17 protein-coding genes are annotated in these 18,263 nt (G+C 42.2%); 7 read left to right on the top strand and 10 right to left on the bottom strand.

All coding sequences use genetic code 11. The features are described from left to right. Window positions 1–158: 158 nt before the first annotated feature. Window positions 159–1,226 (bottom strand): sensor histidine kinase, encoded by a 1,068-nt coding sequence (locus BLS32_RS12745; RefSeq protein ID WP_091396476.1) that lies wholly within the window; start codon window positions 1,224–1,226, stop codon window positions 159–161. Window positions 1,227–1,439: 213 nt separating this feature from the next. Here BLS32_RS12745 and BLS32_RS12740 point away from each other — a divergent pair, with 213 nt between their 5' ends. Genes BLS32_RS12740 through BLS32_RS12730 form a run of 3 tightly spaced genes read left to right on the top strand, consistent with a single transcriptional unit; the run spans window position 1,440 to window position 3,958 of the window. Continuing rightward, a complete protein-coding gene (locus tag BLS32_RS12740) occupies window positions 1,440–1,739 on the top strand; it encodes an ArsR/SmtB family transcription factor (protein ID WP_091396473.1) in 300 nt (99 codons plus the stop codon). 15 nt (window positions 1,740–1,754) lie between these two features. After that, window positions 1,755–2,861, top strand: a complete 1,107-nt coding sequence (locus BLS32_RS12735) for an NADH:flavin oxidoreductase (RefSeq protein ID WP_091396470.1) — start codon at window positions 1,755–1,757, stop codon at window positions 2,859–2,861. Between the two features lie 53 nt (window positions 2,862–2,914). Then, on the top strand, window positions 2,915–3,958 hold the full coding sequence (locus BLS32_RS12730; protein ID WP_091396467.1) for an NAD(P)-dependent alcohol dehydrogenase: 1,044 nt from the start codon (window positions 2,915–2,917) through the stop codon (window positions 3,956–3,958). A gap of 267 nt (window positions 3,959–4,225) precedes the next feature. Here BLS32_RS12730 and BLS32_RS12725 read toward each other — a convergent pair whose 3' ends face one another. Further along, window positions 4,226–4,564 (bottom strand): YegP family protein, encoded by a 339-nt coding sequence (locus BLS32_RS12725; protein ID WP_091396464.1) that lies wholly within the window; start codon window positions 4,562–4,564, stop codon window positions 4,226–4,228. Between the two features lie 169 nt (window positions 4,565–4,733). On the opposite strand from BLS32_RS12725, the gene BLS32_RS12720 reads away from it, so the two are divergent. Next, entirely contained in the window at window positions 4,734–5,114 is a 381-nt protein-coding gene (locus tag BLS32_RS12720; RefSeq protein ID WP_091396462.1) for a hypothetical protein, read from the top strand. Here BLS32_RS12720 and BLS32_RS12715 read toward each other — a convergent pair whose 3' ends face one another. The 8 genes from BLS32_RS12715 to tkt all read right to left on the bottom strand — a co-directional run bounded on the left by BLS32_RS12715 (window position 5,115) and on the right by tkt (window position 14,524). Next, window positions 5,115–6,809 (bottom strand): patatin-like phospholipase family protein, encoded by a 1,695-nt coding sequence (locus tag BLS32_RS12715; protein ID WP_170227583.1) that lies wholly within the window; start codon window positions 6,807–6,809, stop codon window positions 5,115–5,117. It abuts the gene before it with no gap. A 59-nt stretch (window positions 6,810–6,868) separates the two neighbouring features. Beyond that, on the bottom strand, window positions 6,869–7,306 hold the full coding sequence (locus tag BLS32_RS12710) for an SRPBCC family protein (protein ID WP_217639575.1): 438 nt from the start codon (window positions 7,304–7,306) through the stop codon (window positions 6,869–6,871). Between the two features lie 75 nt (window positions 7,307–7,381). Then, complete coding sequence (locus BLS32_RS12705) at window positions 7,382–8,356, bottom strand: ROK family protein (RefSeq protein ID WP_091396455.1); 975 nt, start codon at window positions 8,354–8,356, stop codon at window positions 7,382–7,384. Continuing rightward, window positions 8,353–9,081, bottom strand: coding sequence for a 6-phosphogluconolactonase (pgl, locus tag BLS32_RS12700; RefSeq protein WP_091396451.1), 729 nt, complete (start codon window positions 9,079–9,081; stop codon window positions 8,353–8,355). Before pgl ends, BLS32_RS12705 begins: the two co-directional genes overlap by 4 nt. Window position 9,082: 1 nt before the next feature. Further along, on the bottom strand, window positions 9,083–10,600 hold the full coding sequence (zwf, locus tag BLS32_RS12695) for a glucose-6-phosphate dehydrogenase (protein ID WP_091396448.1): 1,518 nt from the start codon (window positions 10,598–10,600) through the stop codon (window positions 9,083–9,085). A gap of 10 nt (window positions 10,601–10,610) precedes the next feature. Then, on the bottom strand, window positions 10,611–12,029 hold the full coding sequence (gndA, locus tag BLS32_RS12690; protein WP_091396444.1) for an NADP-dependent phosphogluconate dehydrogenase: 1,419 nt from the start codon (window positions 12,027–12,029) through the stop codon (window positions 10,611–10,613). 30 nt (window positions 12,030–12,059) lie between these two features. Next, on the bottom strand, window positions 12,060–12,512 hold the full coding sequence (locus BLS32_RS12685; protein WP_091396441.1) for an RpiB/LacA/LacB family sugar-phosphate isomerase: 453 nt from the start codon (window positions 12,510–12,512) through the stop codon (window positions 12,060–12,062). After that, window positions 12,509–14,524, bottom strand: coding sequence for a transketolase (gene tkt, locus BLS32_RS12680; protein WP_091396438.1), 2,016 nt, complete (start codon window positions 14,522–14,524; stop codon window positions 12,509–12,511). The genes BLS32_RS12685 and tkt overlap by 4 nt, the downstream gene beginning before the upstream one ends. Window positions 14,525–14,763: 239 nt before the next feature. On the opposite strand from tkt, the gene BLS32_RS12675 reads away from it, so the two are divergent. The 3 genes from BLS32_RS12675 (at window position 14,764) to BLS32_RS12665 (ending at window position 18,234) form a co-directional block, all read left to right on the top strand. Further along, window positions 14,764–16,122 (top strand): DUF1800 domain-containing protein, encoded by a 1,359-nt coding sequence (locus BLS32_RS12675; protein ID WP_091396435.1) that lies wholly within the window; start codon window positions 14,764–14,766, stop codon window positions 16,120–16,122. A gap of 15 nt (window positions 16,123–16,137) precedes the next feature. Then, window positions 16,138–17,310 carry a DUF1501 domain-containing protein gene (locus tag BLS32_RS12670; RefSeq protein ID WP_091396432.1) on the top strand — a complete coding sequence of 391 codons (1,173 nt, stop codon included), beginning with the start codon at window positions 16,138–16,140 and terminating at the stop codon, window positions 17,308–17,310. 111 nt (window positions 17,311–17,421) lie between these two features. Beyond that, window positions 17,422–18,234 (top strand): SRPBCC family protein, encoded by an 813-nt coding sequence (locus tag BLS32_RS12665; protein ID WP_091396429.1) that lies wholly within the window; start codon window positions 17,422–17,424, stop codon window positions 18,232–18,234. Window positions 18,235–18,263: the final 29 nt, after the last annotated feature.

Raw genomic sequence — 18,263 nt, 5'->3', positions numbered from 1 at the left:
AAAAAGTATTAATATCTTGCAAAAAGCGTGAATATGTTCGGATATACGCAAATGCTTACCGGAATAATTATGTGATGTATAAAAAACCTCAATTGGCCTTTAAAACCGCAAAATTTGAAGAAATCGATATAGCGGTCTGTAAAATTATTTGCCGTTTTTCAGAATTGCAATTTCATTTTACTTCCTGAGGCGTTACTTTCGATAAGGAACTTTCCTCCTATTTTTTCAACAAGATTAATGACCAGTTGCAATCCGAGGCCTGTGCCGGGTTCATTATTTGTTCCTTTTGTCGAAGCATATTGCTGGCTGAGTAGCATTTGGATTTTACTTTCTGACATTCCGATGCCCGTATCGCTGACTATGATCTGGTTTCCAGAAGCTGTAATGGAAATACTGCCATTTTCAGGGGTGAATTTAATGGCGTTTGAAATTAGGTTTCGGATGATAATCGTAAGGATTTCCACATCAGATTCAATCAAAGGCATCTTTGAAGTGTCTGTAGTAATTGTCAGATTTTTGTTTTCAATAGCCGATTGATGCGTTGCAATAACCGACTCGATTAAAGGATAAAGGGCAATTTCAGATTGATTGATAGTGATACTATTAAAGTTTAATTTGGCCCATTGCATCGTATTGTCCAGCAATTCCAGTACATGTGAAGATTGTGCATTAATCAGCCGTATGACTTCTGTAAATTCACCATCGGTAATGTCAGCATTGACAGCCATTGAGGAAATCCCCATTAAATTGGCCACCGGGCCGCGAAGATCATGCCCTAAAATAGACAGCATCCTGTCGTTATTGTCGTTTGCGTTTTTAAGTGTTTCCTGCAATGTAATTTCATTGTTCAGGTCTACAAATGCGACGACATGCACTTTTCCGATCACGGTCGCTTTAATTTCATACCAGCGTTTGCTGCCATCTTTCCGGGTGACCTGGGATTTTTTCTTGAGTGAAACTTTCCCTGCATGCAGCGCTTCTCTTTGTTCGATGTTCCAGTTGTTGATGACCTGTTGCCGGTATTCGGCATTTGGATAGGCATGTTCATACCAGGCTTCAATTGTTGGGATTTCATCAAGCGTATAGCTGATTTCCTCGATAAACTTTTCGTTTAAATGGGTATTGAGATGGATGCCTCCGATAATTTCTGCAATGATAAACGGATACGGAAGGAAATCGGCTACTTTCTGCAGATCGGTACGTGAAATTTCTAGGGATTCTTTCATGTTCGCGCGTTCAATATTTATTTGTATTCGGATTTCTTATAAATATAAGTAATATAATTTGACATAAAAATCCGACAATTATTCCGTAAATATATGATTTTTAATCAATAAAAATTTGCTTAACTGGTCTCTCCTATTCTTAACGATCATAATTTTTTCACAACAATTCATAATATTTCGGCATATCGGGAAAAACCGATATAAATTTGCGCCATGGAACAAGTTGAAATCTTCAAAGCACTGTCAAACAAAACACGCCTGCAATTGCTGGAATGGCTCAAAGATCCCGAAGCTAATTTTCCCGAGCAAAAAGAATACGGGTACGCGCATGGCGTTTGCGTTGGACAATTGCAAGTTAAAGCCGGACTGACGCAATCTACGATTTCAGAATATCTTTCCGTTTTGCAACGCGCCGGTTTTGTTGAATCGACACGTGTCGGGCAATGGACCTATTATAAACGCAACGAAGAAACGTTCCGGATTTTAAGCCAATTGATCACTGATTCTCTTTAATTAAATACTTTACAAATGAATACCAATAATTTATTTACGCCTTTTAAGCTCAAAACGCTTGACCTCAAAAACCGTATTGTCATGGCGCCAATGACGCGTTCTTTTTCACCAAACGGAATTCCAACACCCGCTGTCGCCGATTATTATAAGGCACGTGCCAAAGGCGAAGCCGGATTGATTTTATCTGAAGGAACGGTGATCAACCGTCCGTCTTCTTCGAATGATGCCAACATCCCGCATTTTTATGGTGCAGATTCACTTGCCGGATGGAAACGTGTCGTCGATGGCGTACACGCTGCCGGTGGAAAAATGGGCCCGCAAATCTGGCACATGGGCGTTATGGACAACCACCATTCGGGCTGGTTGCCGCCAGTTCCGTTTGAAGGTCCGTCAGGATTAAACCGCCCGGGATTTAGCAATGGAAACACGATGTCAATCAAAGACATTCAAGATACGATCTATGCTTTCGGACAAGCCGCGCTTGATGCGAAAAATGCCGGATTTGATACTGTAGAAATCCATGGTGCCCACGGTTATTTAATTGACCAGTTTTTCTGGGAAGAAACCAATTTACGCACCGATGAATATGGCGGAAAAACCCTGGCGGAGCGTACACGTTTCGCAACCGATGTGATTAAAGAAGTCCGCAGGCAAGTTGGGGAAGATTTTGCAATTATCATCAGATTATCCCAATTCAAACCATCAAATTACGATTACAAACTGGCTAATAATGTTAAAGAAATGGAAGCCTGGCTGCAGCCTCTTGTTGATGCTGGCGCAGATGTATTGCATTGTTCGCAACGCCGTTTCTGGGAACCGGAATTTGAAGGTTCCGATTTGAATTTTGCCGGCTGGGCGAAAAAAATTACAGGAAGCGCAACAATTACCGTTGGTTCAGTCGGACTTACCGGAGAATTTATGGCGGCTTTTGCAGGTGAAAGTTCCCAGCCAAGTTCGCTCGATGAATTGAACAGAAGATTAGATCGCGGCGATTTCGATTTGGTTGCAGTTGGTCGCCCAATTTTAGCCGATCCGAACTGGCCGTTAAAAATCAAAAACAACAGGACATCAGAACTCATAGGTTTCAGCAAAGAAGCTTTGGGAGAATTAATAGTTCAATAATATAAGTAATCATAAATCTGTGTAACTTTGAGGAAACACTTAACAATTAAAAAATGATACAAGCAAAAGGATACGCGGCACAAGATCCGCAAACCAATCTGGCTCCATGGGATTTTGCACGCCGTGAAGTGGGCCCGCATGATGTACAGTTCGATATTTTATATTGCGGCGTTTGCCATTCTGATTTGCATCAGATCAAAAACGACTGGTTCCCGGGAATTTTTCCAATGGTTCCGGGACATGAAATTGTGGGCCGCGTTATAAAAGTTGGCGATCACGTAAAGAATTTTAAAGTTGGCGATCTTGCCGGAACCGGGTGTATGGTTGATTCCTGTCAGGAATGTGAAAACTGTAAAAAGGATTTGGAACAATATTGCCTCGAAGGAAATACGGGAACTTACAACAGCATGGAACGCGATGGATCAAGCCCAACGTATGGCGGATATAGCAATACGATTGTCGTTCGCGAAGAATTCGTGCTGCATATTTCAGATAAATTACCTCTAGCAGCAGTTGCGCCGTTGCTTTGTGCCGGAATTACGACTTATTCGCCGCTAAGACACTGGAAAGTAGGCAAAGGACACAAACTTGCCGTGCTCGGGCTTGGCGGATTGGGTCACATGGCAGTGAAATTTGGTGTTGCTTTCGGTGCAGATGTCACAATTTTAAGTACATCTCCAAATAAAGAAGCCGACGCGAAAAAATTGGGCGCACATCATTTTGTAGTCACTTCAGATGAAGAACAGCTGAATGCCGTAAAAGGCAGTTTCGATTTCATTCTTGATACGGTTTCCGCACCGCACGATTTCAATCTATATTTGTCATTACTGCGTACAGATGGAACCATGATTTGTGTTGGTGTTCCACCTGAACCGGCGCAAATTGCCGCTTTCAGTTTGCTTGGAGGCAGAAAAAGCCTGGCAGGTTCTGGAATTGGCGGAATCGCCGAAACTCAGGAAATGCTGGATTTCTGTGCCGAGAATAATATCGTTTCAGAAATTGAAATGATTGATATCAAAGACATTCAAACTGCTTATGACCGTATGACAAAAGGCGATGTTCGTTACCGTTTTGTAATTGACATGGCGACATTATAAGCCAGATATTTCAATATTCAAAATAAAGCCTTCAATAATTGGAGGCTTTTTTTATTTTATTTTGTCCAAAAATAATATGTATTTGTTTTTAACCACCAATTACAAGAATCATTACGATTTTTTTGTGCAAGTCCGTGTAATTGCTTCGCCAATTTGCTTTACTCATGGCTGGATTTCAAGTTTTTTTACACATTATATAAATTTGAAACCATACATTATTTTTAGACCATGTTATATTTAAAACTTTCCGATTCTTAAAGTAAACTTTTAATCCAGATCTTCAACCGCTGCATCGGATGCATTTTTTTTTACAGATGCCATTCCTGTTTGTCTTGCTGCAGCCGTAGTGTAATTTTCGCTTCTTCCGATAATTTCACCATTAGCAGCTTTAAGGTTGAAAGTATAATTTGACAACTTGTCTTTAAGCTCATAATGGACATCAATCAAGGCGTTCTTTTTTACGGACTCAATGCCTAACTGCGCATTTTGTTTGGTCGTATAACCTTCGCCAGAAAGAATAATTTCGCCATTTTTTGCTTTCAATCTGAAATAAAACTGATTGTCTATGGAACTTTTGTATAATTGGAATTTCGGATCTTGACTCATATTTGTATCATCAATAATACAACAAGATTAATACTTCTTATAAATCATCTTTTACGGGAAAACCACAGTTTTCGTTAAAATTGGATCAATCGTATAAGAATAACTTCCAATGGTGTAAAAATTTGATATGGAGAATTGTCGAACTTTGCTTTAAATAAAAATATAAATTATGAAAACGATCGTAAAAACAATGCTTGCCTCTATATTGCTCGCAAACCTAAGCATTTCCTGTAAAAAAGAGAGTGAAAATACTACCACAGAAGTTTCATCGGAACCAACAGAACAAATCACCGACACTACCGCTATCGATACCAATTTTAATTCGACAACAACTGTAAGAAACACAAACGACAAACCAAGCGCAGGTCAGCAAAGCGAAACTTCAAAGCAATCAACAACTACCGCTTCTTCTTCCCAAAGTAAAGTCAGCAAAGACAAAAAAGCATCGGGAATGAGCGCTCCCGACGGCACTGATGCAGAAAACCACGATGGCGATATGTATACCAAAAACGACAATACAAAAATGCCATCCGGAACCCCAATCAAGTAATCATCTTCTTTTCGTGTCGAGCAATTCCCAGTCGGTCAACGACTTTTTAATCGCATTCATCACTTTGCCTTCAAGGGTTTTGTTCAGGATGACCTTTGCTCCTATCCACAAAAGTGCATTTGTAAATCCGCTAAGTTCGGCAATATTCAACAGGATCTTCTGAATGCGGTTTCGTATTGGTTTTTCGAATTTTTCAATCGTTTCAGAAGTGGTTGACGGCCAATTTGTTCCACTTGAAAAGACAGGCATCTTGATTGTAAATGGTGCCGGCCTTTCTGTAAATAATGGGATGATCGGGTAGCTGCGAACATCGTCAATAAGTGTCACATAAGCATTCTTATCTATTCCGGCATAACCGTCACGGAAGATTTTATTCTGCTGTAAAGCCGTTTCGGGAATCGTAAAATAATCCCGCAAAAAAACCTCGCAATTGTGCCTTCCGAGATAGTAATCGTGAATGCGGAATTCCTTGCTCAAAAATCCGCCAAATCCTGCTAATGTCCCGCAGGCAATCGCTTCTTCCCCGAACAATTCTTTTAAAACGTCACCATTTTCATCTGTCAACAACCGCGATGGCGAAATTAGAAACTGGCTCGCATCATCGGTTTCCATCGCAGATCGGTAATCGGCTGGTTTTGCCCGCATTTGTGCAGTCATCGCACCTAGTGTTTTTCCGGCGACAGCCAGTAAATCGTCTGCAAAATCAAAAGCCGGACTTTCTTTTCCGGGAAACGGATCGATCATCAAAACCGTATTTTCGAAAGTCGCATAACGACTGTTCATTTCAAACAGCAAGGTTTCGCGGTCTTCAAGTTCTTTAAATGTTTCAGGATCATTTGTCACCGTTATGTCGTCGAGTATGTCGCGGACTTTTTCAAACGGTTCGTTGTTGATCATTCCGCCGTCTACATGCAGGCTTTTCTTTGGCCCTGGCGGCAACGGATTTTTATGGAATACGTCTTTAAGCCATCCGATTTCATTGATGTGCGAGGCGTCACGCGTAATCGTCCGGGCACGCAACCCAAGAGGAAAAGCACCTGTTGCCATTGCTGCTTCCCTGGCTGTAGCCAATGATACTCCGGTTTGGAAATTAAGCGGCATCCAGCCTTTTGATGACGTTTTTCCGTCATCGGCGACTTCAAAACAAGCGTAATCGTTGTGGACAGACATGTTGTATTTGTCTTTTTTTCGGGCCGATAAAAAATCAACATTGTAATTGTAGCCTTCCAGATTCGACAAGGTCACAAAGACTTTTACAGGCGATTCGAAATATTTCGGCATTGGTTCCCACTGATCTGCATTGGCGCGAAGCATTTTATCGGCAACTTCATTAATGAATCGCGAATTGAGTAGAGAAATCACTTTTCCAGAGGAAATATCCGAAGTATCGAGCATTTTCGGAAACATGTCTTTTCCTGTTAAATCAACCCAACTGTGGTACAATTTGTTTTCAGGATGTTCGTTAAGCAATTGATTAGGAACAGGAACATCTACAGGCGTAATCGGGTTATTCAGCGTACTCGCAGCAAGCAAAGCGGTCATTCCGCCAGCTGATGCGCCGCCCATTATAGGGATTTGTACGCGGTGTGAAGGCACATTCGCCTCGCCTCTTTTGCGTTCCCAGTTTTCCAGTGCTTCGAGTAAAAAATCCATTACTCCAGCGGTATACGCGCCCGCAGAAACAGCTCCTGCCATGCAAATTCCAATTCGAAAAGGCTTGTTTTCCATAAATGTATGTCCTGAAATTTATATTGTTATTTGCCTGATGGAAATTTATCGGCAATGAGGTTTAATTTTAAGCCGTGTTCGAGATAGGCTTTCATTCCATCTAAACGGTCGTAAATCCGCCGGTTGAGTTGCGGAATTGATAATAATGCATCACCCGATTCCGTGTAGCCGGTTTCTTTAACCAAAACATACGTTTGATTTTCACCTAAATCTTTAAGGCTGAAAGTCGCAATTCTTCTGGGTTCGCCCCACTCAAATCTGATTTTTTCGTTCAGAATGATCTCGAGGATCTTTATCGTTGTGGAAACGTTGTACATTTCCCATTCCCAGGTCTGGGTTGTGATTTCGGGATTGGTTAAAGCCTCGAAAACTGCAGACGCTGGTTTCCTGACCAGCAGCTGTGCTTCTGAATTTTGAATTTTGATCGAACATTTGACAAGTGTTTTAAATTCAACTCGTATCAAATATACCACAACTCTTTTACATAAAGAGAAACCCTCTACATTTGTAAAGGGTTTTTTATTGAAATAAACTAAATATTAAAGATTTTCTTTGATCTCCCAAACCAGTGCGCTGGCACCTAAAATGGCAGCATCGGCTTCTTTAAGTTCGCTGAAGATCAGCTTGACGCGGTTTTTAAAAGTATCGAGTAAATGTGATTCCATTGATTCTTTGGTTGGTTTCAATAACAAATCTCCTGCTTTGGTCACGCCGCCAAATAAAATGATGGCATCCGGAGAAGAGAACATTGTAAAATTAGCCAATGCTTCACCCAGCACTTTTCCGGTGAAAGCATACACGTTTTTTGCCAGCTCATCGCCTTTCATCGCACAATCGTAAACGGCTTTTGAATCGATATCTTTCAATGTATATTGGCTTAATAAGCTTTCGGGCGCATCTTCTTTCTTGAGCATTTTTTTTGCTGTCAATGCAATTCCGGTGGCTGAGCAATACGATTCCAACGTGCCACGCAAACCGGTTGACCAGTGTTTTCGACCGTTGTGGCGAATGATCGTATGGCCGAGTTCTCCTGCGAGCGCGTGATTGCCGTATAGGATTTTTCCATTCACGACGATGCCGCTACCCACTCCGGTTCCAAGTGTGATCATGATGAAATCCTGCATGCCTTTTCCGGCCCCGAAAGTCTGTTCGCCAATCGCTGCAGCATTTGCATCGTTGTTGATGACGGCTGGGATTTTGAATTTATCTTCGATGAGTTTGGTCAGCGGAACGATGCCTTTCCAATGTAAATTTGGTGCATTTTCAATCGATCCGGTGTAGAAATTCCCGTTTGGCGCACCAATTCCGATACCTTTAATTTCCTGCCTTGATTGGTGTTTTTCAATGATCGGCATTAAGTTTTCATGCAAAGCTTCGATAAAACTTTCAACGGTCTCGTATTCACTGGTCTTGATCGCACCTTCATCGAGTATGCGTCCTCGTTTGGTAACGACGCCAAATTTCGTGTTTGTCCCACCAATATCGACACCGATGGCTAAGCTGGTTTTCTTCATATGTCTTGAGGTAGTTTTTGTGCCGCCGCTTCATCGGTTAAAAAAAGAAGTTCGCCATTTTCTGACGGATTTAAAAGCTGTGAAGGGTATTTTTCAAAATTCCGTTCACCCGAAATCACTTCATACAATGCATTTGCTTTATTGGCTCCAAAAACCAAAACAATATTTTTTCGTGCTTTGTTGATGAGTGGTGCAGTCAATGTAATCCTAAACATTTTTTGTGATTCGAGATAATAAGCATCGACCCATTTCTCTTGTTCGTGAAGTATTTTTGTTCCTGGAAATAAAGAAGCCGTATGTCCGTCATCACCCATTCCGGAAAGGATCAGGTCGAATTTTCCGTTGTCAAGGTATTCGTGGAGCAGTTTTTCATAGGCTTCGGCACGCACTTTGGGCTCGGTTTCATCTGCCCACATCGGAAAAATATGATTTCCGGGAATTAGAACATGATCGAGCAAATCGTGAAACGCCGCACCGGCATTGCTTTTTTCATCCGAGATTGGAACCCAGCGTTCATCGCCCCAAAAAACAAAAACTTTATTCCAGTTCATTTGCTTTTTATACGCCTCACTTGCAAGCAATCGGTATAATTTTGCCGGGGACGACCCGCCAGTTAAAGCCACTGTAAATTTTCCGCGTGCTTCAATGGCTTCTCTTGCAGCCTCAACAAATATTTCGGCTGCAGCCAATGACAAAGCATCTGCATCTTTAAATATTTTAACCATATTATTTTTTTTGAGTCGTATGCGCATTCAATGACCAAACGTGGCCCTGCCTTGCGATTAATGCTTCGGCACTTTCCGGTCCCCAGGTTCCTGCGGCATAATTTGGAAAATCCAAAGAATCGCGCGATTCCCAGGCTTCGAGTATCGGCGTGATCACGTCCCAGGCTTCTTCAACCTGATCCGATCGCATGAACAAAGTTGTATCGCCGTGCATGGCATCCTGAAGCAAAGTTTCGTAAGCTTCGGGCGTTTGCGTCGAGCATTCATCGTAATCGAAGATCATTTCCGCCGGGTTCAGGTTCATTTCCAGCCCTTGCTTTTTAGACATAAAACGCAATCTAATGTCCATTGAAGGCTGAATGTTAATTGTCAATCTGTTTGCCATCAGGCTGTCTTCCTGTGTTTTTGAAAAAGTCGAATGCGGAACCGGGCGGAATTGGATCGTAATCGAAGAGATTTTCTCCTGCATGCGTTTCCCTGTTCTTAAATAAAAAGGAACATCCTGCCAGCGCCAATTGTCCAAATAGAATTTGACTGCTGCAAAAGTTTCTGTATTCGAATGTTTATCAACTTTTGGCTCTTCCCTATAACCGACGACTTTTTTGCCCTGAACCCAACCGCCGTTGTATTGGCCACGAACGGCATATTTATGCACATCTTCAGGCCTGATTCGGCGTAAAGCCCGCAAAACATCGACTTTTCGATTGCGGATTTCTTCTGCTTCAAACGAAACCGGCGGTTCCATAGCGACCATGCAAAGAATCTGCAACAAGTGGTTTTGAATCATGTCGCGCAAAGCACCAGCGCCTTCGTAATATCCGCCGCGTTCTTCCACGCCAACTTCCTCAGCCACCGTAATTTGCACATAATCAATGTAATTGCGGTTCCAAAGTGGCTCGAATAACGTATTCGCAAAACGAAATGCAAGAATATTCTGAACAGTTTCTTTTCCGAGATAATGGTCGATGCGGTAAATTTGCTGCTCTTCAAAAGTTTTCACCAGCAGTTTGTTGAGTTCAATTGCCGTTTCCTTATTGTGACCGAAAGGTTTTTCGATGATGATCCGATCCGTATTCGGGTGATTCGCAAGCTTTGCTTTTTTGATGTTAACCGTTACGGTTTCTATGAATTCGGGCGAGACCGATAAATAAAACAATCTGTTGGCACGAATTCCCCATTTGGCATCGATCGCATCCATTTTGGCGGCAAGTCCTTTATAGGATTCCGGTTCGTTGATGTCAGATGTAAAATAAGTAACCGATTGTTTGAATGTATCCCATTGTTCTGCTTCAGGTTTTCCGTTCCTTGAAAAATCGGTCAATCCTTCAAAAAGATGCTGGCTGAAGTCATCATCGTGCAGTTTGGTGCGTCCGAGACCGATCAAAGCAAATTTTTCAGGCATCCAGCCATCCAAATATAAATTGTAAAAAGCCGGAATGAGTTTGCGTTTGGCGAGGTCGCCGGTTCCGCCAAAAATGACGATTATTGTGGGGTCAGTGTGTTGTTTGTTTGATTTCATTTGTATATTATCAAGGTTTGTCAGCTTCCCAAATGGTATGGAACAAGCCTTCGCGATCGGTTCTTTCGTATTGGTGCGCCCCGAAATAATCGCGCTGCGCCTGAATTAAATTGGTTGGCAAAATAGCGCTTCGGTAACTGTCAAAATAAGCGATTGAAGACATTAAAACTGAAACCGGTATGTGTTTGTCCAATGCTACTTTTACCACTGCTGCGGCATCCTGATGTTTGCTTTCCACCGATCTTCCAATCTTTTCATCCAATAAGATATTGACCAATTCCGGAGTTCTTGAATATGCTTCACGGAAATCTTCCAGACAGGCCGCACGAATGATACAACCACCACGCCATATTTTTGTAACCTCTTCAAGGTGAATATTATATTGGTATTCTTTTGAAGCGATGGTGATCTGTGCCAGACCTTGTGCATAGATGTTGATCATCGCAAAATAATAGGCATCTTTCAGTTGCGAAAGGATTGCATCTCCTACATTTTCAGTATTTGTGGAAACGCCGTTTAATAATTTTGCCGCTTCGATGCGTTCTTCTTTATGTGCCGACATGTTTCTCATGCTCACCGCTGCATCGATTGACGGAATCGGAGCCTGCAAATCCATCGCGTTTTGAGAAGTCCACTTTCCGGTGCCTTTGGAACGCGCCCAATCGGAAATCGTGTTTACGATTAATTTTCCGGATTCCGGATCTTCTTTCTGTAAAATATCTGCAGTAATCTGAATAAGAAAAGATTGCAATTCACCTTTATTCCAATCTGCAAAAAGCTGTTGAATGTTGGCATCCGAATGTCCGAGTCCGCGCTTTAATAAATCGTACACTTCAGAAATCAATTGCATGATCGCATATTCAATTCCGTTGTGCACCATTTTGACATAATTCCCTGCCGATCCGTTTCCGAGATAAGCCACGCAAGGTTCGCCGTTGACTTTCGCAGCAATCGCTTCAAAAATCGGTCGCAACCGTTCATAAGCCTGTTTGTCGCCGCCCGGCATCATACTCGGACCGAAACGCGCACCGCTTTCGCCACCTGAAATTCCCATTCCGAAGAAATGGATTCCTTGTTCCTTAAGCTCTTGAAACCTGCGGTTGGTATCAGGAAAATAAGAATTTCCGCCATCGATGACAATGTCGCCTTTTTCAAGATAGGGAAGCAAACTTTTAATTGCTGAATCTACCGGAATTCCGGCCGGAACCAAAAGCATGATCGCTCTTGGTGTTTTTAAGGATTTTGCAAAATCTTCTGCATTTATGGTTCCGAAAACTTTTTGTCCATCTTTAGCGGCACTTTGAAATGCTGCGGCTTTTTCCGGGCTCAGGTCAAGTCCGGCGGCCGAGAAACCGTGGTCGGCAACGTTCAGCAAAATATTGCTTCCCATGACGCCCAGCCCTACTGTGCCAAAATCATATTCGTTCATCTGTTGTTGTTGGTTAGTGTTATTGTGGATTTATTGATTGTTGTTTTCGATGGCGATGACTTTATCAAGACGCCTTTGAAAGCGCTCACCACCGTCATATTTCGCTTTTGCAAATGTTTCTGCGATTTCCCAGATTAAGGCTTGTCCTAAAACACGTCCGCCAATGCAAAGTAAATTCATGTCGTCGTGTTCTACACCTTGGTGCGCCGAATAAGTTTCGGTAATTAACGCGGCACGAACGCCCTTAATTTTATTGGCTGCGACCGAAACACCCACGCCGCTTCCGCAGACGGCAATGCCTTTGTGGACTTCCCCTTTTGCAATGGCTTTGGCCAATGGGACTACGATATCAGGATAATCGTCGTTGGCATCATAAGCAAACGCGCCAAAATCTTCTACTTCGTAACCTGCGGATTTTAACTGCACGAGCAATTGGTTTTTTTGTTCAAATCCGGCGTGATCGGCAGCGATTCCTATTTTCATGATGGTTTGTTTAGCAACGCTTTGGCCCTGTTGTAAACATTATCTACGGTAAATCCGAAATGTTCGAGAACTTCTTCGCCCGGCCCGGATTCCCCAAAACGGTCAATTCCGATCACATCGCCTTCAGCGGTAACATATTTATACCAGGCTTGCGTGATTCCGGCTTCAACAGCCAATCGGTTGTGGTTTTTTGGAGGGAAAACGCTGTCTTTATATTCCTTTGATTGCTTTTCGAACAATTCGAATGACGGCATGCTTACAACGCGAGTCGCAATTCCTTCAGCTTCGAGTTTTTTCTGGGCGTCGAGGATTAAATGCACTTCCGATCCTGTCGCGATCAATATCAGTTGTGGGGTTTTTTCTGAATCTTTTAAAATGTAAGCGCCCTTAGAAACATTTGATGCCTGGGCAAATTTTTGCTGATCGATGATTGGTAGTTTCTGTCTTGACAGAATTAAGGCAACCGGACCTTTGTCTCTTTTCAACGCAATTCGCCACGCTTCAGAAGTTTCATAAGCATCAGCAGGACGAATAACGGTTAAATTCGGAATGGTGCGCAATGCGGTTACATGTTCTACCGGCTGGTGCGTTGGGCCATCTTCCCCAAGCCCGATGCTGTCGTGCGTAAAAATATAAGTGACAGGTGCTTCGGTTAAAGCGGCAAGCCTGATCGATCCGCGCATGTAATCTGAAAAAGTCAGGAAAGTTCCGCCATAAGTCCGGATACCGCCATGTGCCGCCAATCCATTCAGCATTCCGCCCATCGCATGTTCACGCACACCGAACCAGATGTTTGAATTTCCATAATGTCCGGGCTGGAAACTGTCTTCGCCTTTTCCGGGCGTGTCATTCGAACTTGCCAGATCGGCTGAACCGCCAATGACCCACGGAATGGTTTTTTTGATTGCGTCGAGTGTTTTTCCAGAAGCCTGTCTGGTCGCAAGCGGCTCATCCAATGGAAATACAGGAAATTCGACATCCCAGTTTTCCGGCAATTCACCTTTAAAGCTGGTTTCGAATAATTTGGCTTCGGCCTGATTTTTATCTGCGAAAGCGTTGAAATTTTCTTGCCATTGCTGCTGCAATTCGGCACCACGTTTTCCGGCATTTTGGAAATGTGCTTTGGCTTCTTCAGGAATCACGAAGCTTTGCTCAGGATCCCAACCGAAAAAGGCTTTGGTTTTTTTGAGGTTTTCTTCGCCAAGCGGACTTCCATGCACTTTGTTTGTGCCTTCCATCGGACTTCCGAAACCAATGATGGTTTTAACAGAAATCAGCGAAGGCTTGTCGGTTACTTTTTGTGCTTCGAGGATTGCGGCTTCAATTTCCTGCAAATTATTTCCGTCGTGAACGGTGATCGTGTGCCAGTCATAAGCAGCAAACCTCGCCGGTACATCTTCTGTAAAGGCAAGGCTTGTTGGTCCGTCAAGGGAAATTTTATTATCGTCGTATAAGTAAATGATTTTGCCGAGTTTTAGATGGGCGGCGAGTGAAGCGGCTTCGGAAGCGATTCCTTCCATTAAATCGCCGTCGCTGACGATCGAATATGTATAATGATCGATTACTTTTTGTCCGTCTTTATTGTACTTTTCAGCTAAAAAAGCTTCTGCGATTGCGGTTCCGATTCCGTTAGCAAAACCCTGTCCGAGCGGTCCAGTGGTGACTTCAATTCCGGGAACCAACGTCGATTCGGGATGTCCGGGCGTTTTAGAGCCCAATTGGCGGAAGCGTTTTAATTCGTCGAGCGGAAGATCGTATCCGTACACATTTAAAAGGCTGTAAAGCATCGCCGATCCGTGCCCGGCCGATAAAATAAAACGGTCGCGGTTTGGCCAATGCGGGTCTTTTGGGTTGAATCTCAAAAAACGGTCCCAAAGCACATACGCCATTGGCGAAGCGCCTAACGGCAGTCCAGGATGCCCGGAGTTGGCCTTTTGAACCATATCAATCGATAAAAAACGGATGGTATTTACACAGAGTTCGTCAGTTGAAGTAAAGGCATGTTGCGCCATAAGTTGGATGTTTATTGCCTGAATGTGTGATTGAAAAACAGGCTTTTTGTTACAGTGTCTCAAAGTTACTAAATGCTTGGCGGATTCGCTGCAAACTCATTACTTAATTTTTTCATAAACTCTACGATAACGTTTAAGTTAAATTCAGGCAATGCGTACATTACCGACAATAAAAGATGACTTGCAGGCGTTGGTTAAACTTGTTAGGCATTTGAACGCTTAAAAATAAAAAGTGCAACATGGATAAAGAAAAGCTTTGGTCTTTAAGGCTCGGATATAGTGCTGCTCAGGCTGATGCGATCAAAAGAAAAGGACTCAAAGCTTTCTTAAAGGAATCTTTTGCGCCAGAAACAGTTGTGTCACTTCCCGATTTTTTAGCCGAAACCCCAAAATCATTACTTGAAAAAAAAATAAAAAACAACAATGCAAAGGCTGCCGGAGAAGATGTATTCGCTGCTTACAAAAAGCAACAAAAACAAGATTTAACCGATTTCAAAAATTGGTGGATTGAAAGGATCATGCAATCAAACCGGCCACTGCGAGAAAAAATGACTGTTTTTTGGCACAATCATTTTGTAGCGAGTTCACAGAAAGTACAACTGCCTTACTGGCTTTTTGAGCACAACAACATCCTGCGCCAAAATGCTTTCGGGAATTTTCGGGAATTGACTAAAATGATGCTTAAAACAAACGCCGTCCTATTTTACCTCGATGCCACGAATAATAAGAAAGGCAGTTTAAATGAAAATTTAAGTCGGGAATTGCTCGAACTCTTTACCATCGGAATTGGAAATTTTTCAGAAGACGACATAAAAAACGGAGCCAAAAGTCTTGCCGGTTTAGGCGTTTCTGAAGAAGGCGGAAAATACCGTTTAAAACTGCAGGATGATAGTGTGGTTTCCTATTTCGGGAAAACCGGAAAATTTAAAGCAGACGAACTCGTTGATATTATTTTTGAACAACCTGAATCACCCTATTTCCTGACTAGAAAAATCCTGAAATGGTTTGTTACAGATGTTCCGGATGAAAAAATGGTTCGCTATTATGGCGATTATTTCAAGAAAAAAGACTTTGAAATTCAGCCGCTGTTGTTTAAAATTTTTACTGAAGAATATAAGGAAAACATTTCAGGAACAAAAATTAAAGATCCGCTGGTTTACATCTTACAACTTTTTGACAATTTAAATATTGATAGACCAAATCCCGCATCGATACAAACTTTTATCGCACTTCAAGGCATGAGCTTTTATACCCAATACAATGTAAAAGGTTGGGCTGGCGGCAGGGATTGGCTTACCGTGCAAACGCTTACACAACGAAACACTGTCGCCGGTTGGCTTTGCAACGGACGCCTTTTAAACGGAAATAAAGTACCGGATATGCAGCGTCCAATTCCAGATTGGAATCATAAAGACAACAATTTAGCCATAATTGAATCTTTAAAACGGCAATTATTGGCGGTTGATTCGCCAGATTTACAGGATGATTTCGAGATAATCCTAAAGCCAGATTTTAGTCCAGATCCTGAAATTGCAGCAAATAATGTTTTGCAATTGTTTCAGTTTATGGTACAAACACCCGAATTCCAATTGGTTTAACCTGAAAAAAATATAATGAACAGAAGGCAATTTCTTACATTAACCGGAACCTTTACAGGCGGCACTTTGCTCCTGCCCGATTTTCTTTTTGCTTTTGGCAAACAGCAATCTTTGGCAATTGGAGAACAATGCGTTGTGTTTATTCAGTTGAATGGCGGAAACGACGGACTCAACACGTTTGCTCCGGTTGACAATCCGTGGTATTATGAATTGCGTCCAAAAATTGCATTGCAGCAATCCGATGTGATTTCGCGTTTTAACGGAATGGCATTTCATCCGGCACTTTCAAGTTTTGCCGAAATGCAGCAAAATGGAGATTTATCAGTCATCCAAAACGTGGGTTATCCTGAACCGGTGCGTTCGCATTTTCGGAGCCAGGAAATCTGGCAAACGTCTTCGGGTGCGAATCAGTATTTGTCTGATGGCTGGCTTGGAAGATATTTGGATTTGCAATGTAAAGAACACAATCCGACAGGCGGAATTAATGTTGACGTAAACGATACGCTTGCGCTGAAAGGTCAGGAACCGAATCATATGACTTTAAAAAATCTGAATAAAGCGCGAAAAATCAATCAGCATGACAATGAAGATGTGCAGCTTTCGGGGAATCCGCAGCTTGATTTTGTGAGAAAATTGGCTGAAACCGTTAATGAAGGTTCAGACGTTATTCAAAAAGCATTGGCAAAATCGCCTCCAAAAAACATCAATTATCCAAAATCGGGATTGGCCAACAACCTCGAATGGATTGCAAAATTAATCAAAGGAAGCCTGAATTCTAAGGTTTATTATACCTCGCAAGGCGGATTTGACACACATCAAAACCAGTTGGCCATCCATAAAACCAAGCTTGGCGAACTCAATGATGCCGTTTATAGTTTTTATTGTGACTTAAAAACAGCAAATCTTCTGCAAAATGTGACCGTAGTGATTTTTTCTGAATTTGGGCGTCGCGTAAAAGACAACGGCAGCGGAACAGATCACGGAACGGCAGCTCCGATGTTTATCATTGGTGGAAACAATACTGGAAAAATAATTGGAAACAATCCAAATTTAACTGATTTGGACAATGGCGATCTGAAGCATCAAATTGATTTTAGAAGTGTTTATGCGAGTTTATTGAAAAACAAACTCGACTTTGATTACCAACGCATCGGCATTGAAAATAACATGTTGCAAGGATTGTTTTAGTGTTACTTGGCTAATCATGCAACAAAATCAAAATATCCTGTAAATGGATTGGTTGTTCCAGAAAGTATATTTGTATTATAACTTGGAAACAACACACAAAATTAAAGCGATATGAGTACGACACATCCAACAGCCGGAGAAGTTTTAGCGAAAAAGATTCACTCCAAAATAGATTCTTCAGGAACCGATCCAAACCGTTACGGCGGCTATTATTCACAACAGGAATCAGAGCGACTTTCTCTTAGCAGCGCGCCTGAAAACCACAGTTTTATTCCGGGATTGGAAGAAAATGTGAGCACGCTAGAGCGGATTTTCATGGTTGCTGCCGGAACATTCATTTTATACAAATCATTGTCTGGAAAAAACAAAAGCATTGCCGGAACATTGGCGGCAAGTACATTGCTGGCACGTGGAATTAGTGGATACTGTCCTGTTTATGATGTAGCAGGAAGTCACGGAAAGCTGAAAAGCTCGAACGTGAATATACGTACACAAATTAAGATTGACAAACCGGTTTCAGAAGTGTATTCGTTCTGGAGAAATCTCGAAAACCTTCCAAAATTCATGAGTCATATTGAAAGCGTGAACGAAACTGATAAAGTGACATCCGAATGGAAAGCAAAAGGCCCGGCCGGAATTGGAAGCATTTCATGGAAAGCACAGATTTTAATGGACGAAAAAGACAAACTGCTAAGCTGGCATTCGCTTCCGGATTCTACAGTTGACAATGCGGGAAAAGTATACTTCAAGGATTTAGGAAATTCAACCGAACTTGATGTTACCATTTCCTACCATGCTCCGCTTGGCGTAGCAGGAGAAACAGCTGCTAAACTGCTGAATCCATTATTCGAAAAAATGGTTAAAAACGATATCGAAAACCTGAAAATCTATCTGGAAACAGGCCAAAATAAAATTGCTGAATAAAGCACAAACTTCCACTTGAAGAGCACCGG

This window comes from Flavobacterium noncentrifugens (assembly GCF_900100375.1).
Classification (GTDB): Bacteria; Bacteroidota; Bacteroidia; order Flavobacteriales; family Flavobacteriaceae; genus Flavobacterium; species Flavobacterium noncentrifugens.
Note: the sequence above shows the minus strand (reverse complement) of the source record. Positions and strands in the feature narration are given on the sequence as shown.